Origin of the sequence: Chitinophaga ginsengisoli (assembly GCF_003014595.1) — a bacterium.
In the GTDB taxonomy this organism is placed as follows: domain Bacteria; phylum Bacteroidota; class Bacteroidia; order Chitinophagales; family Chitinophagaceae; genus Chitinophaga; species Chitinophaga ginsengisoli.
In genome coordinates this window covers 562763-588433 of the sequence record NZ_PYGK01000002.1, presented here as the reverse complement: position 1 = coordinate 588433, position 25671 = coordinate 562763, and the positions used below count along the sequence as shown (strand labels likewise).

General features: G+C 43.8%; 16 protein-coding genes. 9 read left to right on the top strand and 7 right to left on the bottom strand.

Features of this window, described 5'->3' with window-relative positions:
* Positions 1-8 precede the first annotated feature (8 nt).
* The 7 genes from CLV42_RS06930 (at position 9) to CLV42_RS06900 (ending at position 17410) form a co-directional block, all read left to right on the top strand.
* Positions 9-3206 (top strand): DUF6603 domain-containing protein, encoded by a 3198-nt coding sequence (locus CLV42_RS06930; protein ID WP_106601161.1) that lies wholly within the window; start codon positions 9-11, stop codon positions 3204-3206.
* 6 nt (positions 3207-3212) lie between these two features.
* Positions 3213-5468 (top strand): hypothetical protein, encoded by a 2256-nt coding sequence (locus CLV42_RS06925; RefSeq protein ID WP_106601160.1) that lies wholly within the window; start codon positions 3213-3215, stop codon positions 5466-5468.
* Positions 5469-5480: 12 nt separating this feature from the next.
* Positions 5481-9080: a hypothetical protein gene (locus CLV42_RS06920; RefSeq protein WP_106601159.1), complete on the top strand. Its 3600-nt coding sequence runs from the start codon at positions 5481-5483 to the stop codon at positions 9078-9080.
* A gap of 21 nt (positions 9081-9101) precedes the next feature.
* A complete protein-coding gene (locus CLV42_RS06915; protein ID WP_106601158.1) occupies positions 9102-10949 on the top strand; it encodes a kelch repeat-containing protein in 1848 nt (615 codons plus the stop codon).
* A 47-nt stretch (positions 10950-10996) separates the two neighbouring features.
* Positions 10997-13018: an outer membrane protein assembly factor BamB family protein gene (locus CLV42_RS06910; RefSeq protein WP_170117419.1), complete on the top strand. Its 2022-nt coding sequence runs from the start codon at positions 10997-10999 to the stop codon at positions 13016-13018.
* A 277-nt stretch (positions 13019-13295) separates the two neighbouring features.
* Positions 13296-16376 carry a beta-L-arabinofuranosidase domain-containing protein gene (locus tag CLV42_RS06905; protein ID WP_170117418.1) on the top strand — a complete coding sequence of 1027 codons (3081 nt, stop codon included), beginning with the start codon at positions 13296-13298 and terminating at the stop codon, positions 16374-16376.
* A gap of 236 nt (positions 16377-16612) precedes the next feature.
* Positions 16613-17410 carry a hypothetical protein gene (locus CLV42_RS06900; RefSeq protein WP_106601155.1) on the top strand — a complete coding sequence of 266 codons (798 nt, stop codon included), beginning with the start codon at positions 16613-16615 and terminating at the stop codon, positions 17408-17410.
* Positions 17411-17430: 20 nt separating this feature from the next.
* On the opposite strand, the gene CLV42_RS06895 is transcribed toward CLV42_RS06900, so the two are convergent.
* The 3 genes from CLV42_RS06895 to CLV42_RS33840 form a co-directional block, all read right to left on the bottom strand.
* Positions 17431-18069: an NAD(P)H-binding protein gene (locus CLV42_RS06895; protein ID WP_106601154.1), complete on the bottom strand. Its 639-nt coding sequence runs from the start codon at positions 18067-18069 to the stop codon at positions 17431-17433.
* Between the two features lie 137 nt (positions 18070-18206).
* Positions 18207-18551, bottom strand: coding sequence for a DHCW motif cupin fold protein (locus CLV42_RS06890; protein ID WP_106601153.1), 345 nt, complete (start codon positions 18549-18551; stop codon positions 18207-18209).
* Between the two features lie 179 nt (positions 18552-18730).
* Positions 18731-18868 (bottom strand): hypothetical protein, encoded by a 138-nt coding sequence (locus tag CLV42_RS33840; RefSeq protein WP_170117417.1) that lies wholly within the window; start codon positions 18866-18868, stop codon positions 18731-18733.
* 384 nt (positions 18869-19252) lie between these two features.
* On the opposite strand from CLV42_RS33840, the gene CLV42_RS06885 reads away from it, so the two are divergent.
* Complete coding sequence (locus CLV42_RS06885; RefSeq protein WP_106601152.1) at positions 19253-20545, top strand: tetratricopeptide repeat protein; 1293 nt, start codon at positions 19253-19255, stop codon at positions 20543-20545.
* On the opposite strand, the gene CLV42_RS06880 is transcribed toward CLV42_RS06885, so the two are convergent.
* The 3 genes from CLV42_RS06880 to CLV42_RS34575 all read right to left on the bottom strand — a co-directional run bounded on the left by CLV42_RS06880 (position 20534) and on the right by CLV42_RS34575 (position 22537).
* Complete coding sequence (locus CLV42_RS06880; RefSeq protein ID WP_211303396.1) at positions 20534-21220, bottom strand: HupE/UreJ family protein; 687 nt, start codon at positions 21218-21220, stop codon at positions 20534-20536. The two genes, CLV42_RS06885 and CLV42_RS06880, sit on opposite strands and share 12 nt — an antisense overlap.
* 87 nt (positions 21221-21307) lie before the next feature.
* On the bottom strand, positions 21308-21856 hold the full coding sequence (locus CLV42_RS34580) for a DUF4331 family protein (RefSeq protein WP_106601150.1): 549 nt from the start codon (positions 21854-21856) through the stop codon (positions 21308-21310).
* Between the two features lie 24 nt (positions 21857-21880).
* Positions 21881-22537, bottom strand: coding sequence for a DUF4331 family protein (locus tag CLV42_RS34575; protein ID WP_106601149.1), 657 nt, complete (start codon positions 22535-22537; stop codon positions 21881-21883).
* Between the two features lie 490 nt (positions 22538-23027).
* On the opposite strand from CLV42_RS34575, the gene CLV42_RS06860 reads away from it, so the two are divergent.
* Positions 23028-23600, top strand: coding sequence for a hypothetical protein (locus tag CLV42_RS06860; protein ID WP_106601147.1), 573 nt, complete (start codon positions 23028-23030; stop codon positions 23598-23600).
* Between the two features lie 428 nt (positions 23601-24028).
* Here CLV42_RS06860 and CLV42_RS06855 read toward each other — a convergent pair whose 3' ends face one another.
* Positions 24029-24922 carry a CPBP family intramembrane glutamic endopeptidase gene (locus CLV42_RS06855; RefSeq protein ID WP_106601146.1) on the bottom strand — a complete coding sequence of 298 codons (894 nt, stop codon included), beginning with the start codon at positions 24920-24922 and terminating at the stop codon, positions 24029-24031.
* Positions 24923-25671: the final 749 nt, after the last annotated feature.

The following is a 25671-nucleotide window of genomic DNA, read 5'->3' as shown; positions in this document are numbered from 1 at the left end:
TAATAATCATGGCAGAATCATCCCATTTTTTGCTGGATATATCAGGCTCAACCCGCATTGGCAATACCAATGCGGTTGAGTTTGATATTTCAATGGGCCTTCGGTTAAATGGCACTGATAAATCAGTTTATGCCACTTTAAAGACAGAAGACCCGAGAGGTGTCAGTTTACCTGCATTGCTCAAGGCACTTGCTCCCGGTGATAAAACAGAGATCCCCGGTTTCCTTAATCAGCTTCCCGCTATACGGGCGCTATCTGTTAGTTATGGTACAGGGGAACACTCCAGTGAGTTCAGTATTACATTCGAAACACGGCTTACCATTAATGGTAAAGATATTGACGCTACCCTGCAAGCCGCTTATAAGAAAATTGAAGGAGCTGACAGCGCATTTACATTTGGCGGTGTGCTCCGTATAGGCAATCACCGGTTCGGCCTGAGCTATCAGAAAACAGAAGATAACTGGTACATGTACGCGGCTTACCTGCATTCGGGCATTACGACCATCAACCTGAGAGATATAGCCGGCAGCGTTTTCAGTAATCCCAACGCTATCCCTGATGCCACGCTGACACTGAATGATTTTAAAGCCTTTTTACTATATAGGAAAGCTGTTGATGGTAATACAGCCTTGCTTGTAGGTCTTGGTGCTGGTCTTCACCTCAACCTCGAAGATCTGCCACTTGCAGGATCATTGTTTGCCAAAGACGATGCTTTCGCTTTTCAGGAAGTACTTGCCTTGTATGCAAGCGGTACCTTTACTCAGTCAGAATTGCAGCGTTATGCAGGCATGCCTGCCGTGAGTATTACTGCTGGCTTCAACGTCTCAGCACAATTGCTGATCAATGGTCATGAAGAATATTATGTATTGAACGATGGTCCAGGTAAAACTTATTTGCCACCAGGTGAAGGAAATAACACCGGCGATACAGCTGAAGTAAGCACGCTTCCAGGAGAAGTAGCATCCAAAGCAAAATGGACCAGGGTTGATAAGCAAATAGGGCCTGTAAACCTGCAGCGGATCGGCTTCACGTATAATGAAGGCAGGGTAGTGCTGTTGCTTGATGCTTCTATGCAGATGGCAGGTATCGGCATGCAGATGATAAGTCTGGGACTGGGCTTTAAACTGGAATGGAAGTTCCCGCCTGCACTGCCTGAGTTTTATATAGATGGCATCGGATTGTCTTATACCAAAGATCCTATCCGCATCAGCGGCATGTTCCTGAGAGCGACGCCTATAGAAGGCGTAGAGCAATATTCCTACTATGGATCAGCGCAGCTTTCATTGGCAAAGTTCAGCGTTAGTGGTATTGGCGCCTACAGTAAACTGATAGAACCCAAACCTGATGGGGCTGTTTCTTTATTTATCTATGCCATGTACGCCGGGGCAATCGGTGGACCTGCGTTCTTTTTCGTAACAGGTATAGCCGCAGGTTTTGGTTACAACCGGCGGGTAAAAGTGCCAGCCATCAGGGAAGTGAATACCTTTCCATTGGTAGCAATGGCACTTAATCCCAATCCGGCCAAAACACTGAATGATATATTGGCGGAACTGGTGAGCAAACAATGGATACCCGCATCGCCCGGTGATTACTGGCTTGCAGTAGGTATTAAGTTTACTTCCTTCAAGCTCATAGAATCATTCGTACTCGTTATGGCGCAATTCGGTACGCGAACTGAATTTGCCATTCTCGGTTTGTCTATCCTGGCCTGGCCATCAAAAGACAAAGCCATTGCTTATGTAGAACTTGCCGTAAGAGCCAGCTTTGGTCCTGATAGTGACGTGATTGCGGTTGAAGCGATGCTTACGTCCAATTCATATGTACTTGACAAAAACTGTAAGCTTACAGGCGGCTTTGCGTTCTACGCCTGGGTAAAAGGACCACATGCAGGAGATTTTGTCATCACACTGGGTGGATATCATCCTAAGTTCAACAAGCCATCCCATTATCCGGATGTAGACCGGCTGGGACTTAACTGGAGGATATCCAATGAACTGCAAATCAAAGGCGGACTCTATTATGCCTTAACACCCAACGCTATCATGGCAGGTGGCAGACTGGAAGTAACTTTCAGCCTCAGTTTCCTGACAGCCAGTGTTACACTATGGGCAGACATGCTTATTGCCTGGGCGCCTTTTCAATATGCTATTGATATGGGTATCAGGGTGAAGATAGATGCCTATATAGATATGGGGCTTTTTACGGTACACTTTAAACTTGAAATGGGCGCCGAACTGCATATCTGGGGACCGCCCTTTGCGGGTGAAGCCTTTGTGGACTGGAGTGTCTTTTCATTTACCATACCTTTTGGCAGTGCAGCTAAAAAGAAACCCGAAAAGCTGGACTGGCCGGCATTCAAACAACAATTCATACCTACCAATACCAACAAAAGAATTACGCCGGAGATCATCATCAGTGCAGGTATTATCAATGAATATACTATACACACAGGCACAGGTGAGATCAAATACCTGCTTGTAAATCCGCATCAGCTGAAGATAAATGTTGATGTGCCTGTACCGGTAACCACTGTTAGAGTGCCTGATCAATCAGGAGCCTTGACTGAAATTGCAGCTGACTCCAACATGCAGACCGACAATGGGCTGTTAAAATATGCTGACCGTAACCGAACCCTCGGTATTCGTCCTATGCAGGAGACTACACTGGCATCAACGCTTAGCGTGAAGGTAATGATGAATGGTCAGTCGCTGAGCGGCAACTTTGCGCCCCAATATTCCACCTATACTGCAGGTGTGCCCGGATCATTGTGGAGCCACGATCAGGGAAGCGGTAACAATAACAACCCGGAAGAGGTAAAGATATTAGCAAATGCGTTGAAAGGCGTGGCTATTGCCGCGAAAGAAGCACCCGCACCAATAGATCCTCCGGGATTTGATCTCAACGGAAAATTCAGGACTGTTGATGAATCATTACAGTGGAGTTATATAGCCGCATTGACTGGCCCTGATAATACCGCCTATAGTGATCCCATCAAAACGATCATGAACAATAAACTGGATGATGCAGCAATAGCTGCCACACGGCAGGCTATTATCGCTGCTGCGCTGCAGGCACAAGAGGCAACAGGAGCAACTGTAACAACAGGCAGGCTGCATGGATGGGTAGCAGCATTGAGCGCTGAACCAGTGATCGTACAGGTAGGCGGCTTACCCCAATATAAAAACGAAACAGGTAAAAATTCATAGCGGACAATGGCAACTGATCAGAAAATATTACAAGCCCCCGAACAACTTACATTTCTACATGAATGTCTGCCACAGTTGGTTGCCGGGGAATATACGGTAAGCGCTGATCTGTCAGTAGATGTGGCAAAAGCCAGCAGCGCGGATTTTGAAACCGCTGTCAAAAAAGTATGGGTGGGCGCACCGCGCTTTATGCTGGAGGAGGCCAACATCTATACCGTTTATCCTCCAAAGGATATGACGGGGCATTTTGAGACTACATTACCGCAGATCGTATTCAACCGGCGTACCCTGCCCTGGGAGCGTACCATTGACGGGGAATTACACACTAATACCACCTTTCAACTCAATAACCCTGTGCGTCACGCCCCCTGGATGGCACTACTCTTATTCAGCGAAGACGAGATGAAGGGACAGGGCAAAGCAGAAGACGCCATCATTCCCGGAAAGAAAAGCCTGAAGGATCCCGGAACAAATGTATTTGTACCTGAGATATCAACGGATATCGCGAGCGGACAAAATCCCAAACTGGCGCCCTGGGAAGACATTAATACCCCATATGATGTAATAGATGTTCCGTTGTCACTATTTAAGCAGGTAGCTCCTGTCAGAGATAATCTGCCATACCTGGCGCATGTGAGAAAAGTAAAGGTGGATGAAAGCAAAGAACGCGCAGCTATATCGGATGACGGATACTTTTCCACTCTCATCGGCAACAGGCTTCCGGTAAGAGCCGCCGACCAATCCACGGCCATCAGGAATACTGTATTTCTCGTATCACTGGAAGGCTATCATAGATACTATACAGTCGATCAGTATATTGAAAACAAAGGGAAAAATAAGGTACGGCTTGTGGTGCTGCAATCATGGAGTTTTACTGTAGCTGCCGGGCAGAATTTCCTTGAGTTATGCGAAGGACTACATGTAAGTCCCTTCAAAATAAATTATCCTGCACGGCCTGATGATGCACTTAAAAGATCGTATGACTACGGATATGCGTTATTGCCTCATACGACCCGCAATGGCGCACAAACTTATTCCTGGTACCGTGGGCCTTTCAACCCGAACTTCCTGCCGGCAAATCCTAAAACGAAGATCTATAGATCGGCAGATGAAGCGTTGCGTTTTGATCATCTCACGGGACTGGTGGATATATCATATGCTGCTGCATGGCAACTCGGACGCCTGCTGGCATTGAAAGATAAAACCTTCAATACTGCTCTGTACCAGTGGAAGTTGCAGGGCAAAAGAAAGGTAGTCAGCACTGCTGCACTGCAGCAACTGTCTGATCTGCTTCCCGAGCCATTCAGTAGTGCAATGACGGCAACAACATCGCTGGAGGATATGATGAAAAATTTCCTGGCCAGCCGGTATAATACAGGCAACCAGTTTGATCAAACACCTGTGCCCTTTTCTAATACACCGGATGAGATCCGGCAACAGCTGAACAACATCGTCAGCAGCGGGGGAGCGGTACACGAGATACCACAGACCATCACTGACTGGCTGGGTAAGCTCTTTCTGCTGGAAGGCGTGCCGCTCAATTACCTCATTCCACATGAACATTACCTTATCAGCCGTGAGAGCGGGACAATTACGAATGAAGCTGTAGGTACTTTCTATATAGACTATGACTGGATAGAAGCCCTGCTTGGCGGCGCTTTGAGCATTGTAGCAACAGAAGACTCCAGGGCCCTGCTCAACATGCTCAAGGACGGACGCTTCCTGCCTGATAACATCATGATCAATAAGGCGAATGCCTCCTTTATACCTGGTGCTGAAGGGGAGGCCGTACCATTACCCAAAACGATCAACGGGCATATCACTGGTTTCTTTCTGCGCTCACAACTGGTATCGGGCTGGAAAGGCATTAGAGTATTTGCTAAAGATGAAACAGGCAACTGGATGCAACATCCGCTGAAGATAGAACGCCTGTCAGACGATATACAGCTTTGTGTGTTTGCCGGCAAAGTGCAGCAGATAGTATTTATACAACCTCCGGAAGGCATACACTTTGGTATTGACAGCAGTGATGGTACATTCCGGAAAATGCTGAGAGACAAGGCGGGTAACGTCGGACAAACAAGTGTTATGCTGTCAGTCAACAACCGCGTACTGGATCTGAAAAAGGCTGCAGACAGCATCATCGCAAAAGGTACATCTGCACTGACTTCCGCAGAACTGGCCTTTCAGATGCTGGAGAGCCCTGTCATGTACACCCTTGATATTTTTGATAACTGGAACGAAACATCGTTCACCAATTAAACCTGGTTTGTCATGAGTGAGAAAATATTAGTGCCGGTAAAAATAGAAGCACTTATAGTAGATAAAAACACCGCCAGAGATACCGCCTACAACTGGAAGAACTTTTATATAGATTATGAGGGTCTGTTTACCCGTCTGGGTACCTTTCTGGAACCTGGTGATCTGAAAGAGCTCAGACAGGGAGGCTTTTGTGAAAAGGGTATTCACCTGCACTGGGCATTACCCGCCGCCCTTACCAACGGGATACAGAAGGAAAATAAAGCCCTGTTTCCTGCTGTTCCTAACAGATGGCTGGTGATCAGAACGCATCTTGTAAACAACCAGCCCGTCATCAAAAAATGGTTACTGGAAAGCGATTATATCGGCAATTATGTGTCAGATAAAAGTCCCTGGGCAGTACAAAATCCCGACGGGAGTTTCTCCACTTCGCATAATATCGGCAAAGCAACCGTGCTGGATAGCTGGACAGTAGAACAACCCCGCAGCGTTACTCCTTTAACAGCCATGGCGCCGGGGAACGCCAGTTTTGCCGGTATTTATCAGTATTGCCGTAATGTATTTGGTATGTGGGATGACCTGTCTGGGATGGATACTACTGCCGCTTCTTTTTCTTACCTGGTAACAGGCTGGTATTCGGATCCGGCTATTGAGCCCCTGACAAACAGTGATGCCCTCATTATCAACAATATTAAAAGCAAGTGGGAGTTATCTGGTAACGCAGCTGCGAACTTTCCCGACTCCATCATGTGTCATGGTTTCATACATAGTGTGAACTGGGACCCTGCACAAACTTACGGACTGCCCATCAGCAGTGCAGTTGTGAACACCGGCGTAGGAATGACAGCCATCGAAGCTAAAAGTGCGCAGTTGTCCAGGCAAACAGGAGCTGCAGAAAAACTACTTAGCGGCTATTTCTATGATATCCTTAAAGATACTGTAGATGCGACGGAGATGGATGGCCAGATAGACAGCCATGCATATACTGCTTATGATGGTGGTACATTATGGGAGATCAAACCAGTAGAAAGAGAAACTGGTCCCAATGAAGGAAAAGAAGCGGTACAAGCTGTCTTCCCTGACCCGGATACCAATCCTGGTCTTTCGGAAGCATTTAAAAAGCTCAATACGGAACAACAAGTGACAGACAGGCTTGTGCAAAAGAAGCAATCGCTGATGCTTGAATTCAGGGCCTTGACCGATAAGATGATCATGGCTGATGCTGACGGCGACCAGGTATTACTGACAGCATTAACTACGAAGCGCGGTCTGCTGAAAAACGATATAGATGTCATTACTGCTAACATTGCTCAGCATGTGGCTGCTGTGACTACACAGGAGACACTCATTCACCAGATGCCTGCCTTCAGTGGCGTTGCAGGCAAAGCACCGCTGTTTGAACTATTGAAAAAGAAGATGGCGCGTTACTGGCAGCCAAACGATCCTGGTGTATTGTTTTCCGGTCCCGGCGTTACCGGATCATCCAAATATAAAAATCCAGGTAAAGGTGATAAGCTGCCATGTCGTATAGCATCTGAGCTCATAGCAGGCATGGTATTGAACGATAGCGCCAGTGGGGATGGCCGCACAATTTTACCGGGCAGCATACCGTTGGCGCTCAAAGAACTGGGCTCGCTCAAAAACAATATTACGCTCATCAGCCAGCTCTATTATGAGGCTATTCTCTTGGATCCCTCGTGGACGACGGTATGGGCGCAACAATATTATAAGGATAATCCGGGTAATAATGTCAATATCCAGGTGCTGGCAGCCTATCTGAAAAATATGTTGCTGCTGACAGCAGGAGCGCCGACTGATAAGTTTAAGGCTGTAATACTTCGTGATGGCACACAGATAAGGCCCGCCAGCTGGAGCCTTGATTCGCTTTCCCAACTGTTACTGACATGGGGAGCCCAGCGCTGGCAGCATCCCTGGACGCCTTTATACCTGATATGGTATGCGAAGTTCATTCCTTCTTACGCGCTTGAAAACGGACAATGGCAATTCAAACAGCAGGACTGGCAATGGGAGAATAAGCAATACAAATACAAGGGCGGCACTCCTGATACGACAAAAGCGATCGAATACGCAGGGAAAGTATTGCTCACTGACATGGTGAATGACCTGTTGCAGCAAAGGTTGCCTGAGAATATAAATGCAGGACAGCATCTCTCGCAGGCACTTGCTTCATTTTCAGATTCGTTGCTGATGCGCCGTCAGACCATACATATACCACTGCTCAGGAACCCTGCCGACACCGATTGGGTCATTATGCCGGATAACAGTCTGGATGATTATATTTCGAGGGAGGCTTACTTCTTCCCCGATGTGTATGCAAAATCGGGACAGGCGCCTAACTTTTTCCCCCTCCGGGCAGGGCATCTGCGGTTTACACGTTTATGGATGGTCGATGCTTTCGGGCAGGTAAAAAAGATCATTGATACAGATAACAGCGGCAATATTATTCAGAAAGGTCGTTTGCACATTGCGGAGAATCTGAACCAGTTAAACAATGGTGTTCAGGTAACACTCCCTCCACGTGTTATACAGCCTGCGCGACTCTTGTTCAGATGGTGTACAGCCCGTCCGGGACCATTGGAAGAAAGCAGCAGTGATCCTGCTACTAATCCGGTTTGCGGATGGTTATTACCCGATTACCTGGATCAGTCGCTGGATATTTATGCCGCCAACGGTATGAGATGCGGTGCATTGAAAATGACAAGCATTAATGGTAGGCTGGAGTTGCAATGGAGCAATCCTCCGGGAGCTCCCGATGATCGGACGCCGGAAACAGCTATCAGCAATCGCTACCTGCTGGATTTTGTAAAGGGGCTGCTCGGCTTTCGGGACAATAATGGTCAGTCTGGGGGAGGCGCAGCATTGCAGTCGCTTTTTGAGCTTTGCAACCGCACTGCTCTTTTCCTTTCCACCTCTGGCGGACAGCAAGCGCCTGGCATTGCGGGCTTAATGGGACAGCCGGTTGCCCTGGTAAGAGCATCCCTGCAACTGGAACTACAGGGACTGCCTGCCCAGCCGCAGCACTATGAGCATAGTATTACCGATGCTACCAAAACACAGCCACCCGGCCTGGCAAACCTGCAGTTTCCAATAGCCTTAGGCGATAGCCGTAACAACAAAGATGGATTGATAGGCTATTTCAAAGACACGGGAAAAGGCTTCGGGGAAATGCATCTCCCTTATGGAATCCCCAAACCTGGCGGCGCATATTTCACCAGCGATGATATACGGTTGTCGTTTAATGCAGGTGAGCAAGGGCAGGGTATTACGCTACTGATGGATCCGAGAGGAGGGGTGCAGGCCAATGCGGGGATACTGCCCGCTAAATTCATTGATCTGCCGGCAGGTTACACCGAGGGGCTGAAGCACATGGAACTGGACATGCTTATCGCACCGTTCTTAGGTGCGCCAACGGAACCCTTTATACCACTTGGTGCAGAACCTGATCGCCGGTGGGTATTAAAACAGCAAACAACAACAGGCGGGTGGCAGGAAACAAATATGGACAATCAAACACAACTACAAACCGGCTCTCTTAACGGACAGTGTATTCAGGAAGGCTTTCTGGCACTGTCGCCTGCAACTGATAATCAATAAACAATTAATCCCAATAACATTATGCCCCAATTCAGTTTAGTAATACTTGACAATACGATATCGAACACCAATGCAGATGTAAGCTTTGCCGTTACATGTGATGATCCACCCAGTAATGCGTTGATTAAGCATATTGATCTGGAAATACCGATGCTGGCTGAGGTTGTGGAATGGAGCGGTGTGAAACCGGCCATTACAACGCCTTTAAACTCAAACGGGTTTCACAGCACTGTTGGACCTATGGGTGGATTATCTGTTGGCCAGATCAGGTTTAGTTTTGATGTGCCAACGAAACTTGCGGATTATAATAACCGGATCGAGTTCTGCATCAATGATCTATACGCGAAAGAAGGTCAGGAATTTCCGCCTTCTGCGGACATCGCCTTTAAATTTAAAAACCTGGGTAATCAGCTGATTTCAGGTACTTACATTCCCAATACTATATTGGTGGCCGCTAAAAAGCCTGTTATTAACAGTTTTCGGATCAATCCTTCTATTATCAGGCCAGCTAATGACATCACCATTACCTATCAGACGACCGATGCCAGTACCTGTGAACTGAAAGACAGCCTGGGAAAAACCATGGACTTCCGAACCGTTACAGATCCGGCAACACCTTTCAATTGCAGTATGAACTTTGGTCTGGGCAGTGCGGGATCATCCCCTTGTCCACCATTTTATTTGCACGCCAGAAATGGCGCCATGGAAGCGCTTGAGAATACAGTCGCTAATGTTATTACAACCAGCACTCCCCAATGGCAGGTGCTGGACAATTTCAGCTGCGAGGTAAGAAAAGAGATAGACGGTAATGTAATCTACGTCATAGAGCAATATACCTTGCTCGACCTTGTATTAAATGAATATGACGATATGATGTGGGCGATTATGCAGAAAAAGACAGATCCTGCTGCGCCACCCTCCATCTGGAACTCGCGTGATGGTCTGAGTTGGAAGCCTCATACTATCATGGTAAACGACGGTGATGTTATGGTACCTGCGATGCTGACCATTCCTTCTGAACTCGCCTATTGTCCCTGCCTGCATTTCGGAAATAATGAGCTGTACTTTGTAGGTGGTAGTAAAGCAGATATCAGTGTATGTAAAAATACGATCTCGAAAATCGATCTCGATACCGGATTCCGCGAAGACTTACCACCTGCAGCGATGAAGCCACGTTGTATGCATGCATGTGTTTTATTTCCTGATGTAAATGGGAATGATAACATATGGGTCATCGGTGGGGCAGATAAAAATGGTAATGGGCTAAATGATGTATGGCGGTTTGATGGCAGCAATTGGATAGCTGTACCTACAGATCCTGCATTCCCTAAACGTTGCCAGTTTGCCGTTACTGTGCAGACAGACATTAACAAAAACAAAAGTATCTGGATCGGCGGAGGCGCTGCCCGGTATAACGGCAGTACGCTCAATGATGTGTGGATATACAGAACGTCTTCCGGCTGGAAGAAAGCCAGAAATGAATGGGGTACAGGAGATTTTATTTACGATGAACAATGGATAGCAGGCGCCTCCATCTGTTATTTACGGACAAATAAAAATAGCAATATTGACCCCAGTGGTTCCTATCGTTACATTATATCGAGCGACATTAGTGTGAATAGCAGCACGGGTAAGAGGGAATTAAAGTCCGGATGGATACAGGGAGTCGATATAGGGAATAATTATTACAAGTGGACCGATATCAAGAACGTTGACAAGCCAGAGTTTCCATCCATATTTGAGAGCGTCCGCAGTTTTGCCACAGCCACCATTGGATTTAATGGATGTGTATGGACGGTTATCGTCGCCTATATATCAAAAGGTAATATTGCTGTATCCAAACTTTACTATTCATGCCCGGAACCTTGAGATCTGTAAATACAGACAAACTTTGCTACTACAAAAAACATGTAAAAATGAAAATAAATTTTATACACTTTAGGCATATTTTGTCTGCCAGCATACAGGTCAGTGTGATGATAGTGATTATGCTGCTGACCTCTTTAGGTAGTGCTGCGCAGTACTATAACGATACCAGAACCGTAGTCATTCTTCCCAACAGGGCAGAAACACAGCGCCCAGTACAATCCTCAGTTAGCCAGGATACCTGGAATTTCTGTAGTGATGATAATTTCGTTTATATCTCTTCCTCCACCACTGGCCGTAAGGTCAACCATGATTATTGCACTTATCTGCAATTTAGCCTGGCAACGATACCAGAGGGTGCGATCATTGATACGGTGGATCTGATGATCTATCTGAAAAATGTAAAAAATACTTCCTCTGTTTTTGAGCAGGGAGTGAACCTGTATGAACTCAGTACAGCGAGAAGTAATCTGGTGATCAACATTACGGATTCATCCAGCACTGCATTGAGTCTTGTGTCAAAGAGCAACATAGACCAGGCGATACACCTGCGACCTGACATTACCGATGGTGCTAACTGGGTGCCAGCGCGGAAAGGAAATTTCTATTGTGTCCTTGCCGCGGAGGAAGCCGAAACATATCGTTACTATACAGCGCGATCAAACGACATGGCTAAACAACCGAAGCTGGTTATTTCCTATCACATGCCATTCGAGCAGGTAAGGAGAAAAAGCTGGCCGCAATACAAATATGATGCACAACACACGGGCATGCTAGGATGGCAGTCCAACAGTACGGCCACCGGATTTAAATTAAGCAATGCATATAGCCCCGTAGGTGCTAATTACATTAAATCCGATCCCCTGCTGAATGATGATAAACTTGTAATGGCCTATCAGACATCAACATCTGAGATGTACAGAATGCTGAGTTTATCCCGGCGGGGTAGTACCTGGGCAGATAGTTATACAGACGCCTTTGGATTGGTTAAATATGGGCCGATCGGAGACCGGAAAGGCAATGTCTATTCCATGATGGGTAATACAGCCGGAGCCCTGTATGTGTTTGCTCCGGATAGCTGGCAGGTTATCTACGACAAACAACTTGAAAATAGCGCACAGGCTACAGCGATACCTGTTATTGGTTTCGACGGAAGTATTTACATATCAACAAACAAAGGGATCTATGCCTACACGCCCCAGCCGGAATGTAAACTGAAATGGATATATACATCAGGTGCCAATGTGTTTGGAACAGTGGCACTGAATGAGGCAGAACAGATTGTGTATGTATATGACGGGAATAGCGGGAATGTGACTGCATTGAACAGCATTGATGGTATAAAGAAATGGGATAAAAACATTGGAAGCACTTTTATCGCTGACGTTCCTGTTCCTTCGGTAAAGAATGACATACTTTGTGTTACTAACAATCAGAGAAAGGGGAACAGATTTTATATCCTGGATGCCAACACCGGAAAGGGCATCGATTCCATCATAACCGGGGAGGATCTTGTAATTTCACAACCTGTAATAGGAACTAACAAGGTCTTTGTTATTAATAACGGAGCGTTGGAATCCTATGCTTTGTCTGACGGTACTAAACAGTCTGCAGCAGGCATCGCAGGACTCAATCCGGCCAGTGCATTGGTGATGGATGGGAATGATAATGTGTATGTATTAAATACAGAGCAGGGCAAGCAATCCCTGACGATGGTAGCACCCGGGGCAACCAGTTTTCCTTCACTACCGATTAGCGATGCCAATGGTTATCTCGCTGGTAACCGGCTAATCATAGTACCTGATGGCAGTTTGTTTACAGGTAATGACAATCACCTGTATGGTATTCTTCCAAGTGGGTTAAGCGTCAAAGACGACATTACCATTCCATTCAACAATGCCAGCGAGTTCAAAAGCGAGTACCTCTACAGGTCAGAAGGGATGGTCCGGGTGGCAGGAAAGGCGCTTACAGGTACTCAGAATATCGTGATCCATGGGGGAAGAGGAATTGGCTTTCAACCCGGCTTTAATGTAAAAAAAGGGGCAACGCTTAGTTGTAAATCAGGGTTGTAGGGAGTGAACAGAAGGACTTGATCAGGTGCTGCGCCTGGTATCTCCTTTGGCAGGTCTTTTTGAGCTGAAAAAGTTGTCGCACCTTGTTGTACCTGATAATTTCGCTGTATAGACAATTTAATGGGACCGTTTCCGGAATACTGGGTTAATGGAATACTTGTTAATATTATTTGATTATTAGTTAAAATGAGCCTATAGAAACACACGGACTCTTCATAGTTTCATGAGTCTGTAAATAATCAGATATATAAGAGTATTGATGAAAATTTATGCGAATATGAAAATGTACCAGGTATTCTTGCGGGCCGTCCTGTTTGTCACTGTTTTGATCCAGGGTGTTTACACGGCTGAGGCACAAAGCGGCGACCAGATATTGGATGGCATCGGGGAAACAGGAATGATTGCCCGCTATGTGTTTAACGGAGATGTGAAGGACTGGTCCCGGAATAATTTGCACGCTACAATACGGGGTGCCGGCGTCAAATTTGTCAATGACGATCGGTTTGGAAAGGTGTTGTCGCTCCCCGGAGATAACAAGTCCTATCTTACGATTCCGGGCGAAGCCCTGACAGATTTAGAATCGCTCAGTATATCAGGATGGATATACCTGCGTTCAAAACAGGCTGGCCAGCGTTTTTTTGATTTCGGAAAAGATAGGGCCGTCCATTTTTTTAGCGCCCCTGTCGGCACAGATGGTCAGGAAGGCTGTCAGGCGTTGATAGCAGCGGAAAAAGGTAGTCGGAAGGGAGTGGTTTCTCCGGCTTTGGCAACGAATAAATGGGTTCATCTGACGATAGTGATAGATATTCCTTCAAAATCTATGACGACCTATGTTGATAGTAAGCCTGTTGGCGAGGCGAAAGATATTCCCCTGGAGCTAACAGAGATATTCGGTCAGCAACCAGGAAAAGACCTGCTTTATATCGGAAAATCGTTATTGCCGGGAAATCCTGGTCTCAATGCCATGATACATGATTTTCGTATTTACCGAATTCCCCTGAGTGGCAAACAGGTAGCCGGCATCTATAACAATGGGCTGAAGGGCAAAGGTCTCAATGAGGGTGTAGTCAATACAACCGGGAGCCACGCTGAGGATGATCTTCCCCGTTTTTCTCCAACTGAGGTACAGCTTTATGATACTTATTTAGTACAGGTAGCTGATGTGCAAGTGGAAACTGAAGTAGGAAATTTGCCACGATTACCGGCTTATGTAGAGGGCAGCTATAAGGATGAAATGAAGGGTAAAGGTCCCAGAGTGCGTGTGTTGTGGCCAGCAGCTATCGACAATAGCGCTGTGCTTAATCCCGGAAGCTATACCATTACGGGACGTGTTGCAGGGACGAATTTTCAACCAAAGGCATTTGTCACGGTAAAAGCATCCGGGAAATCAGCTTCACCAGATTTAAAGCTGGCGGTGTTTGATTTGGGAAAGGTTGCTTTGAAGAATGATGCACATGGGCATGAAACCCAGTTTGTCGAAAACCGCGATAAGTTCATCAGCACATTAGCTAAAACTGATCCTAATTCCTTCCTTTATATGTTCCGCCATGCATTTGGGCAAAAACAACCAGCGGGCGCAAAGCCTTTGGGTGTCTGGGACACAAAGGATACCAAATTAAGAGGCCATGCTACAGGCCATTACCTTACAGCAATTGCACAGGCCTATGCGGGCACAGGATATGATAAGGCACTTCAGGCCAATTTCGCTGGAAAGATGGAGTACATGGTAAATACGCTCTATGAGTTGTCCCAATTATCCGGAAAGGCGAAAGCAGCAGGTGGTCCACATGTGTCCGATCCTGCAGCGGTACCATATGGTCCCGGGAAATCAGCTTATGATTCAGATCTTAGTGATGCGGGCATTCGTACGGATTATTGGAACTGGGGAGTAGGATTCATCAGTGCGTATCCTCCGGATCAGTTTATCATGTTGGAAAACGGCGCCAAATACGGAGGACAGAAGAACCAGGTTTGGGCACCATATTATACGCTGCATAAAATTCTGGCTGGCTTAATGGATGTATATGAAGCGAGTGGTAATAAAAAAGCACTGGCAATAGCCGATGGCATGGGGGATTGGGTATATGCCCGCCTGAGCAAATTACCAACGGATACGCTTATAAAGATGTGGAATACATACATTGCCGGTGAGTTTGGAGGCATGAATGAGGCAATGGCCCGTCTGTACCGTCTTACCGGTAAGCAGAACCATCTGAGAACAGCGCAGTTGTTTGATAATATCAGGGTTTTCTTTGGCGATACGGCCCATTCGCATGGGCTGGCAAAGAACGTAGATCTTTTCCGTGGATTGCATGCCAATCAGCATATCCCTCAGATTATAGGGAGTATCGAAATGTATCGTGTCTCTAATAATCCGGAGTACTACAAAGTAGCCGATAATTTCTGGTATAAGATCGTCAATGATTATATGTACAGCATTGGTGGCGTTGCAGGTGCACGTAATCCCAATAACGCGGAATGTTTTATCAGTCAGCCGGGAACATTGTATGAAAACGGCTTCGCTGCCGGAGGCCAAAATGAAACCTGCGCGACATACAATATGCTGAAATTGACCAGCGACCTGTTCCTCTTCGATCAGCGGGCGGAGTTAATGGACTATTACGAGCGTGCGTTGTATAACGATATCCTGGCTTCTGTAGCAGAGCATACTCCTGCCAATACCTATCACATACCGCTCAGACCAGGGTCTATCAAACAATTTGGCAATGCGGATATGACAGGCTTCACCTGTTGTAATGGTACCGCATTAGAAAGTAGTACCAAGCTACAGAACTCAATCTACTTTAAAAGCAAGGATGACAAGGCCCTTTATGTTAATCTATACATACCCTCAATACTGGAATGGACAGAACGACAGGTAAGAGTAGAGCAGACGACAGATTTTCCAAATGAGGACAATACCCGCCTTACTATTAAGGGTGGTGGAGAATTTGATATTAATGTACGTGTACCGGGTTGGGCTACCAAAGGATTTTTTGTGAAGATCAATGGTAAAGAACAAGACCTTTCCGCTAGTCCCGGTACTTATCTGACAATAGGCCGTCAATGGAAAGATGGTGATGTGATAGAATTGAAAATGCCTTTCCAGTTCCACCTGGAGCCAGTGATGGATCAACAGAATATAGCCAGTCTTTTTTACGGACCAATATTACTGGCAGCGCAGGAGCCAGCAGCAAGAAAGGAGTGGCGTAAAGTAACACTGGATGCTGAAGACATCAGCAGGTCAATTAAAGGTGATCCTCAGCAGTTGCAGTTCACGATTGATGATGTGGTGTTTAAGCCATTTTATAAGACTTACGGGCGTCATTCTGTTTATCTGGATGTGAAGCTGAAATAGGACTGAAGTTAAAATATTTGATGGGGTTGTTGCTTTAGGAGGCGACAACCCTATTGCGTTATTAGTGATTTTCCTGTGAAAAGGTGTTGGCACTAGATCAGATATTGTCTACCTTGCCAAATCTGTAGCAAAATTGTTTGTTCCGGAGTGGCGGATAATGAGACAGGTATTAGCTCAACAGAGCGAACCATACTCTGACAGAACCATTAAAGTAATGAATATAAATTGTTTGAATAATGAAACATCCGGTAATGAATGAATTTTATGGCGCATGTGCTATGAGAACAAACCTTTCTTTAGAGGAGTTAGCCGTAATAATTGCGGATCAGCTATTTGGAGGCAGGCGTTTGGGAGGAAGGGAAAAATCGATTTACGAAGAAATCCCTGCCGTATTTATCAATGATCCGATATTGGGTTTGCTGGTGGTATTAAGTGAAGGAAAGAATGACGGTAGAAATGGAAATTGGTTTGTTTTGCATGTTAGCCCCTGGGGAGATTTAGACAGATATTGTTATCGTAATCGTATATTCGAAAAACGGATAATCCTGGATGGCTATCTTTATCATTTACTAAAATTCGGATTGCAGCGTTATCCTCAGGTAGAGATATTGGAACCAGAGAGCAGAGAAGACACGAAATACTTGTTTCGATTGGCGGAACGTGTTGTTCATCGTATTGAAAGCCAGCTGAATGAAAATAAGGAACTGACCGGCTTGATGTCATTTCAGGAGTCGGTAATAAGGGGCAGTTCTCTAATGATTGTTTTTTCAAACGTAAAATGCAAAATCGTTTGCTCACTCAGCATGCATCCGCTGGATATGCCATGGGCTTTTCAGGTTGAAGTAGTTTTCGAACATGGCCCCAGGGTTGAATTGCATAAATGGAAGGCAGAAAAGACTGGGCATTTAGAGGTACCCTATGAGGTAGCTCCCCTGGTATTTGACGATCCCGAGGGTAGGGGAGGTCCCGTGGGCAGAATCATAGCGAATGATATAATAGCTTTTTTTAAGGAAATTAAATCTACAGGTCATTAATTAAATAATGTATAGCTAATTCAGAACGAGTTAATATCATCCAATGCTACAATATGCATTCCTGCCAGAAAGACTTTTGGCGCTTTGGCTATTTTCTGGGCAAGCGTAGCGGTTGCCAATGGCCGGAATTTTCTGAGAATTCCTAAACGATTCAGAAAAGCTAACAAGCCGGCTGAGATGCGTTCCCCAATTCTATCTGTATCCTTACGTAACAGTAACCCGGGCTTGAAAATAATGTACTGCCCAAAAGTGAGTTGTGTTATACTGTCTTCCAGTTTTCCCTTTGTCCAGGAGTAGAACACTTTGCTTCTGGACGATGCGCCATAAGCGGACAATAACACTACACCAGGTACACCATTTCTTCTGGCAATTTTAGCAAACGCCAAAGGTATCTCATAATCGATATGCCATTGTTTTTCCTTGGATCCTGCGGCTTTCAGCGTGGTGCCAAGGCAGGAGAACAATATATCGCCCTGAATATGGCCGGCTACCTCTTCGAGCCTGTCAAAATCAGTCAGAACTTCAATTAACCTGGGATGAACAATACCGGTAGAACGGCGCACAAATATGACAACCTCGGAATAGTCTGCATCTTGCAGCAGCACATTTACAAGGTCTTTTCCGGTAGCGCCGGTGGCGCCAATAATCAATGCTTTCATCCCTTATAATTTATAGCTGGTTACAGCTGACTGACCAGCTTTCAGCCAAGTTACATATTTATTTGTCGTATAGCCACGGATTATTTGAAGCGTCTGCCTGATTGCTCCACTTTTTTCTGCGTTTTCAGCAGCATACATCAGCGGCTTTTTAGAAAATCTCCATCAATAATGAGCAGTTTAACACCGTTTTCAGATATTGAGCGGTGGGAGCTCAGTTCATCAGAAACTACATATGTCATTCCTTCCGTCAGATGAAAATTGCCGCCATTTTTAAGTTCGCTAACAAATGCGCCCTCAAGACAATGAACTATGTGGCCTTTTTCACACCAGTGATCAGCCAGATAACCTTCGGAATATTCTACGAGACGAATTCTTAATCCATTAAACTCTATTGTTTGCCAATATGCGGTACCGGTCTCGCCCGCATGTACTGTTTTTTCAATACTGGTCCAGTCTATTGTCTGAAATGGTATGTTGGTCATGTAAATGGTATTTCGCTAAAGTTAGTTATTAATAACAAAAAGATGATAGTCCGCAACGTCGGCTGTCACCTGCAAAAAAAAAGAACCTCGTAAATCTTACGATCTACGAGGTTTTAACTTAGTCATAATTTATTACTTCCTGTTTAAACAGCATTGTTTATCAAATCTATCAAACTAGATTATTGCTGATTGCAGTGGGGACAAGTGGTTTGCTCCAGAGACGTCAGACAAACATCTCCTTTAGGTTTTGGTTGACTGAGATTGGCAATTTTGATTTTCACTAACTGGAGTTTTTTGGGAGTTGTTTTCTTTTTCATGGTGATAATGTTTAAGAAATAGTCCTCTCCTGTCTTTAGCCTGGGAGCAATGCCATGGAGTGGTTGTTCAGCATATAATCGAAGTGCTGAAATATTTCAGCGTATTTGTTATAAGTGATATGCAAGGTGAAGAGGCCAATACCAAGGGGGGCAGCAAATAGCTCTTATCCTTTATTGGGTTAAGCATTTAGGTGATTAACAAGAATAGTCGTTGTTACTAATTTAGCGAAAATTTTCCAATGTTGAAGCGTTTCCTGAGGGAATAAGGGAAAAATTGCAAATGTTGTAATGGCGATTACCTGATCTGATAGTAGCGGGTATTTTGTTTGGACTGTTTCCAATCTGATTAACATCTATTTACGTACCTACAAGCAAAATAAGCAGATGAAATATCAAATTCATGCGCTTCTCATTGCGTTATTATTTCCCGCCTGTAATCGTTTGAGTCCCAAAATCGTTGAGGCTGGATATATCGATAGCTTAATAAATAATCGTACCGTTGCGCTACAGACAAAGAATAATGAAAGTGACCTTTTATTCTGGAAAAACAGGATTGATCCCGATCGGCCAGGACAGGTAAATGAAGCAAAATATGCGTCTGCTCTTGTTACCAGGTTTCGCGAATTTGGAGATATTAATGATGTAAAAGAAGCGGAATCAGTGCTAAGAAGCATTAACAAAACATATAACTCCACGTTAGCTTCCCCATTTATTGCATTGACCTCATCAGCCCTTTTACAACACCGGTTTATGGAGGCTGATACCTTACTGCAGAAAGCAAAAAATATAGGTATTAATGGTTTTACCTCCTGTACACTTTCTTTTGATATAAATTTTGAATTGGGTAGATACAGTATTGCGGAGTATTATCTAAAGCAACTAAAAGGATGGAATGATTATAGTTATTATTTCAGGCTTTCAAAATATGATCATGTAAATGGGGAGATTGACAGCGCTATTAAGGATATGCTACATGCTGCCAGCCTGGCTAAGGAATCTGCCTACCTGCGGGGTATTGCGTTATCGAATGCAGGTGACTTATATATTCATGCGGGGGATTTGAGAAAAGCCGTTGAGTTATATAAACAATGTATCGGCTTAAATCCTGCAGATTTCCACAGCATAACAAGGTTGGGCTGGGTTGCGCTGGTACACGATAGAAACGATACATTGTCAGAAAGAATATTCAAGTTTGTTCAGGCAAAAAACAAACTACCGGACCCTCTGTTTAAACTATACCAGATGGCGCAAAGCAGAGGAGATAAAATGCTGGAAAAAAGATATGCTAATGAATTCGTGGCGAAAGCGACAGATACCCGATATGGGAAAATGTATACGAAATATTTAATTGAAATTTACACAGGTATTTTGGATGAACCAGCTAAGGCTGAAGGCCTCGCAAGAGAGGAATTAAATAACCGGGCTACTCCCCAGACTTATGCATGGTATGCTTATAGTCTCTTTGAAAATAATAAAAAAGAAGATGCTTATAAAGTATTTCAACAACATATTTCCGGAGGAGCACTGGAAGGGCTCGAACTTTATTATATGGGCAAAATGATGGAGGGCCTCGGTAAAGGATATAATGCCCGTGAATTTTTCAAAGCTGCTGACAAGAATAAATATGACCTGAGTCCGGATATGGCAGAAAACCTCAAAAAAAGCTTAAAGGAATAATCGCTGTACGGTCCAGTAGCCGGCAATTATGATGATAACTATGGATAAAGAGGGGACAATGAGTCTGGGATAATAGGGCTTATTACCCAACCATTTGACTAATAAAAAGTATGCCGTCAGAATAATAGTTAATTGCCCTAATTCAATTCCTGCATTAAACATAATCAGGGAAATTAAATAAGCATCTCTGGGTAAACCTAACTGTTCCAAGGCGCCGGCAAATCCCATCCCATGTATAAGGCCGAATAAGAAAACCACGCCGATGCGCGATGTTTTTAATCGTCCGGATAAAATATTTTCCAGTGCCACATACATAATGGATAATGCAATGACAGGTTCTACAATCCTTTCAGGAGGTGTAATTACATGATATATTGTAAGTCCGAGAGTAACGGAATGGGCTAGGGTAAAAGCAGTAGCCTGCCATAAAACTGGCTTTAACCGTGGACTTAACAGCAGCAAACAGAGTACAAACAAAATATGATCAAACCCAAGAGGAAGTATATGTTGATAGCCTAGTTGAAGATAAACAAGCCCTACGGCTGTTTTTGACATCTTTTCCAGCTCACCTACTACTACATGTGCGTAAAGCTTTGTGCTTATTCCTGATATTAATAGCAGCATACAGCCGCTCTTGCTGTAATGCAGTAGTGATTTGATAAAGCGACATTTCATAAATGTATGGTATAACAGATGTATACAGTAAAAACAAAAGCCGGAAATAAACTCCGGCTTTATCAATAAGTGAACATTTATCAAATATTACCAGGGAGCAGCCTCATAAGGGAATGAAGCTAAGAACGCTTTATCATTGCTATCGACGTGGTCTGAAGTCAATGCGGGATTTGATGTACCTGTTGGTCCGCCGAAAATCAAAATCAAACTGACATCTATCACATCGTCCGCTAATGCCCTACCTGTTAATACATTTGTTCCGTCGTAATAAGTAGTTTTTTTGGTAGTTGAAACATCTAATACATCGGTTGCCAAAACACCTGTAAATGCTGCTGCGTTGAGGCCTAATAGATTGGTAGTAAAGGCACCTCCGTTATAGGCCTGTAACTTTGTCTCGAATTTAGCCTGGTAGGCCGCGGCCATTACTGATGGTATTGTTACGTTAAAGTTGTCTTTATCTGCAGTTGATACAAAAACGGTGGCTATTCCAGGACGTCCTACCTGATCACCAGCCACTGAAAATACTGCACCGGTGTTAGGATCTGACGGATTTGTATTTCCATCATAACTACTGCTACATGCGGCAAGTGTAAACGTAAGTGTACAAAATCCGATGATATATAAACACTTTTTCATGATAGTAATTTCTTTTATGATGAATTAAGCTTTTTGTTTTGTTTGTAACCAGACACCAAGTTTACCAGTACTGTTTAATAGTGACTTGGGCACTTCTACTACAACACTCATTACATTAGTACCCTTGAAGGTGTCGGTTCCCGGATTTACAAAACCTGTAGCTGTGCCACCGGTAATTTTGTGGAATTGGTCGAGGTCAAAAAAGAAAGGATCATCTCTAGGGCCTGCAAATGCACTGATCCCGTTAGAAGATGCTATAATTGGGGCTGTTGCCGTATAAGGAGTCACTTGCACGACTACAGAAGCAACACCAACTACGGTACTTGTTAAGCCTGTAGTGGCTGGTTTAACCGGACCATAGATATACATTTTGCCGCCTTTGTATACGCATTGAATAACGAGGTCTTCTATATTGTCGCCGGTATTGTCAATCTTAAATTCGATCATTGTGTTCTCGTCAAATGCTGCGGTTTGTGTAGTTGCAGGACTCATCAATCCCTGCACATTCCCAACAAAAACAAGGTTGTCGGTATTGGCGCCCTGGAATACATATAAGTCTGTTATATCAGTACTTTTATTTTTCACTGCAGGCGCGTCTGCATGATCTGATGCCCATAAAATTCCGGCACCAAGAATTAAGGCCATTGAAGCAATGGCAACAATAAGATTTGCTTTTTTCATTTGGAAAGTTTTAGGGCATGTTACTAATTTTCCTGGGGCAGAATATATACTTGCTTTAAAGAGATACGCTAGAAAAACAATTATGGATTGCGAATCTATTATTTATCTGGAGGGGACACAGCAGATACGAGTACTTGAAATGAGGTTTTCAACCGCGTACATCAATGGCCTTTTAAAGAACCTCTGTCAACAATAGGCAGTTTGACACCATTTTCGGATAGTGACTGATGAGCGTTCAATTCACCGGATGTATGATTTTTTCAGGTATTTCTTTTACATACCTGGGTGTGTCGTTCTACGGAATCCTTTATGAGCATTCGATTGCTTTTCATGTATTAATAATATTGATTATCAATCAAATGGAGGGTTAATTTTATTATTTAATTCATAAAAATCCTTATCTTAGAATTAGAGAATATACCCCATACCCCCACTTTTCAGACGTTGCTCTTGTCTTTATTTATTATTTAAAAATTTAGAAACAATTTTTATGAGAAAGATTTCCCTTTTCGTATCGATTGCTTTTTTGGTATCCTGCACCTCCGGCTCCAACAAAACAACAACGGAAGCTGTAAAGACATCCGATTACGATTCGACCAGACATGAAAGCCTGACGTATCCTTACATGGCAAGTTATTCTTCGGATTTTGAGATTGGCGATGCAAAAAACGCACAGACATTGCTCGAGCTGTATCAAAACTGGGACAACAACACCGTTGAGAATTCAAAAAATTCTTTCGCAGACGCTGACACCATGTTTTTTGCTGATGGCAACATGTTTATGGGCAGCAGGGACTCGCTTATTGCTGTTGCTAAAAGAATGAGAGGACAGATGGGCAAGGTCGTTGATTCTATTCATGCCTGGGTGCCTCTCAGAAGCAAGGATAGAGATGAACAATGGGTAGTGATATGGACCCGGGAGTATTCAACAGGTGCCAATGGAAAAATGACACCTAAGGAATTGCAGGAAACATGGCGATTTAATAAGGATGGGAAAATTAATCTGATGTACCAATACGCGCAACTCCCTCCTAAGATGCCGCCAGCATCAATGAAAAAATAAATAGTTTCAATACTAGTAAAGCACTGGGCTAGCGCGACGTTTTCCTAAAAAAGGAAAAGGGACAAACCTTTAGAAACGTTTGTCCCTTTTGCTGATCCACTGCTCACCACTCGAACCAGTTTTTGATAGACTAAAGCAATTGCTTTATTTTACTTAATCTGTAAGTCATTTCTTTTCTAATGCCTTTATCCCAACGGATAACAAGAGCGCCCACATCTTACCCGCAAATGTGGTCCTGAAATTTTGAGAGCAATTCATAAATCTCTCTTTTAGCTTAACTACTCAAACATATGCACCAGCATTGTAATCCCAGTAAATCAGTAGTAAAAAGAAATGTAAATGTTTGTAAATTTTGCTTTTGCACTACTTGACTGGGGGCTTACTCATCGTTCCGAAATGGCAGGAATAAATGGTCAGGATAATAAGTACTACGGAATAATTTCCTTAAGCTGTATCTGTTGCCCGGATGCCAGGCAATTAAGTTCCCCTCTTCGCCTCCAGAAGTAAATGGCAAAGATGACAGAAGTAACTGAAAGTACAATACCGAATTCTCCTATATACCGGGGTGATAACTTATTTTGCGCTGTAATAGGCGTGAAGAAACCCTGAATAAATAGATTATGGCTTGCATGCAGGATTACCCCGGTCCAAAGACTTTTAAATTTCATATAATACCAGGTATCGATAAAACAAGCACTGACAATAGAAACACTAAAACAGATCAAACCGAACCAGATAGACGTTCCGTTATTATAATCACTAAATATGATCAATGGAAAATGCCATATCGCCCAGATTGCACCCGTTGTAAGGCTCACCCCAGTAAAACTCATTTTTTTGCTTAATTCAGGCAACAAAAAGCCCCGCCATCCGATTTCCTCGCCAAGTGCCGTAGATATACTTGCAAACATACCTATTACTCCGTAGAGAGCTAGAAACAATACCATCACAAGAAAATCCGGAAGTCCTGTCCAGCCCATTTCATGTGCAATCCCACTTATAAAAGTCTTATTATAAAATCCGCCCCAACCGAATGACCAGATGACCAGATAAACAATCAGAGAATATAAAAATGGAATAAAATAGCAGGCCAAAAATTGCTTTACCGTCAACCATTTCCAGGCTAAATCAGAAATTTTACGTTTCAGCAAAATGCACGAAACCACGGTCGCCAGGGCTGGAGCCCACATAATCCCATAACCCAATAGCCTTCCTGCAATAGGTCCCTTGTCAGTCGCGTGAACGGTCATAATCCATATAACCGTACTAAAAACCAAGGTCAATAAGAGATAGAGCAAAACCGGATATTTATTAAATTTCATTAGATAAGTTGTATTAGAATTTAATTCTGTTTTTTCGTTTACGCTAGTGATTAATTATGTTAGGAAGATTTATTTTGATGGGAAATATTAAAGGCATGATCCTATATTCCAAAACAATTAAAAACTGGATGGGAAGGTACAGGTTTGGATATAATCAGGCTTTACAAATCGGTTCAATTGTTTGTCAATTTGGATCAGCATTAACAAACAAAAACATTCTTATTAGATAATAGTAGTTTTTTATAATCCTTTATTTACAAGCCTGGAAAACAAGCGTTCGCTGATGTATGGAAAATATTCTCATTGACATAGCGCTTTCTGTACAAATCGATGCAGACTTTTACCTAGAGATGATATAGTAATAAAAATTACTATATTGTAACAATGTTAGCATTTATTTTATTCATAGGAAGATCAGGGTATGTGGTATATCCACATAAGGATTCAGCATTTAATGAGAAGTCCGGTGCTGTTTTCGGTGCAGCTATAGCACTTTTTTTGATCATTACGAAGCTTTTAGACCGATCAGCGAAGAAAAATAACAGAAAGTAGTGAAGAAGATTTGGTTTAAGTTACCTACCTCTTACATTGAATTAATGAAGTTGCATAATGGCGGAGTCCCTAAAAACAAACACAAATATCCCAAGGATAATTGAGGAACACCGGCTCGATGGCCAATGTTCGGGATCGGTTATCTTTTTATTTATTATAACAAGTAAAAGATGAATACCGTCTATTCAAGGCAATAT

What these genes read in the sequence shown, in the direction of transcription:
- CLV42_RS06930 (WP_106601161.1), top strand. Translation starts at nt 9, where the DNA reads ATGGCAGAATCATCCCATTTTTTGCTGGATATATCAGGCTCAACCCGC.
- CLV42_RS06895 (WP_106601154.1), bottom strand. Translation starts at nt 18,069, where the DNA reads ATGAAAGCATTGATTATTGGCGCCACCGGCGCTACCGGAAAAGACCTT.
- CLV42_RS06920 (WP_106601159.1), top strand. Translation starts at nt 5,481, where the DNA reads ATGAGTGAGAAAATATTAGTGCCGGTAAAAATAGAAGCACTTATAGTA.
- CLV42_RS34580 (WP_106601150.1), bottom strand. Translation starts at nt 21,856, where the DNA reads ATGAAAAAGTGTTTATATATCATCGGATTTTGTACACTTACGTTTACA.
- CLV42_RS06885 (WP_106601152.1), top strand. Translation starts at nt 19,253, where the DNA reads ATGAAATATCAAATTCATGCGCTTCTCATTGCGTTATTATTTCCCGCC.
- CLV42_RS06880 (WP_211303396.1), bottom strand. Translation starts at nt 21,220, where the DNA reads ATGAAATGTCGCTTTATCAAATCACTACTGCATTACAGCAAGAGCGGC.
- CLV42_RS06860 (WP_106601147.1), top strand. Translation starts at nt 23,028, where the DNA reads ATGAGAAAGATTTCCCTTTTCGTATCGATTGCTTTTTTGGTATCCTGC.
- CLV42_RS06855 (WP_106601146.1), bottom strand. Translation starts at nt 24,922, where the DNA reads ATGAAATTTAATAAATATCCGGTTTTGCTCTATCTCTTATTGACCTTG.
- CLV42_RS06900 (WP_106601155.1), top strand. Translation starts at nt 16,613, where the DNA reads ATGAAACATCCGGTAATGAATGAATTTTATGGCGCATGTGCTATGAGA.
- CLV42_RS06905 (WP_170117418.1), top strand. Translation starts at nt 13,296, where the DNA reads ATGAAAATGTACCAGGTATTCTTGCGGGCCGTCCTGTTTGTCACTGTT.
- CLV42_RS06910 (WP_170117419.1), top strand. Translation starts at nt 10,997, where the DNA reads ATGAAAATAAATTTTATACACTTTAGGCATATTTTGTCTGCCAGCATA.
- CLV42_RS34575 (WP_106601149.1), bottom strand. Translation starts at nt 22,537, where the DNA reads ATGAAAAAAGCAAATCTTATTGTTGCCATTGCTTCAATGGCCTTAATT.
- CLV42_RS06925 (WP_106601160.1), top strand. Translation starts at nt 3,213, where the DNA reads ATGGCAACTGATCAGAAAATATTACAAGCCCCCGAACAACTTACATTT.
- CLV42_RS06890 (WP_106601153.1), bottom strand. Translation starts at nt 18,551, where the DNA reads ATGACCAACATACCATTTCAGACAATAGACTGGACCAGTATTGAAAAA.
- CLV42_RS06915 (WP_106601158.1), top strand. Translation starts at nt 9,102, where the DNA reads ATGCCCCAATTCAGTTTAGTAATACTTGACAATACGATATCGAACACC.
- CLV42_RS33840 (WP_170117417.1), bottom strand. Translation starts at nt 18,868, where the DNA reads ATGAAAAAGAAAACAACTCCCAAAAAACTCCAGTTAGTGAAAATCAAA.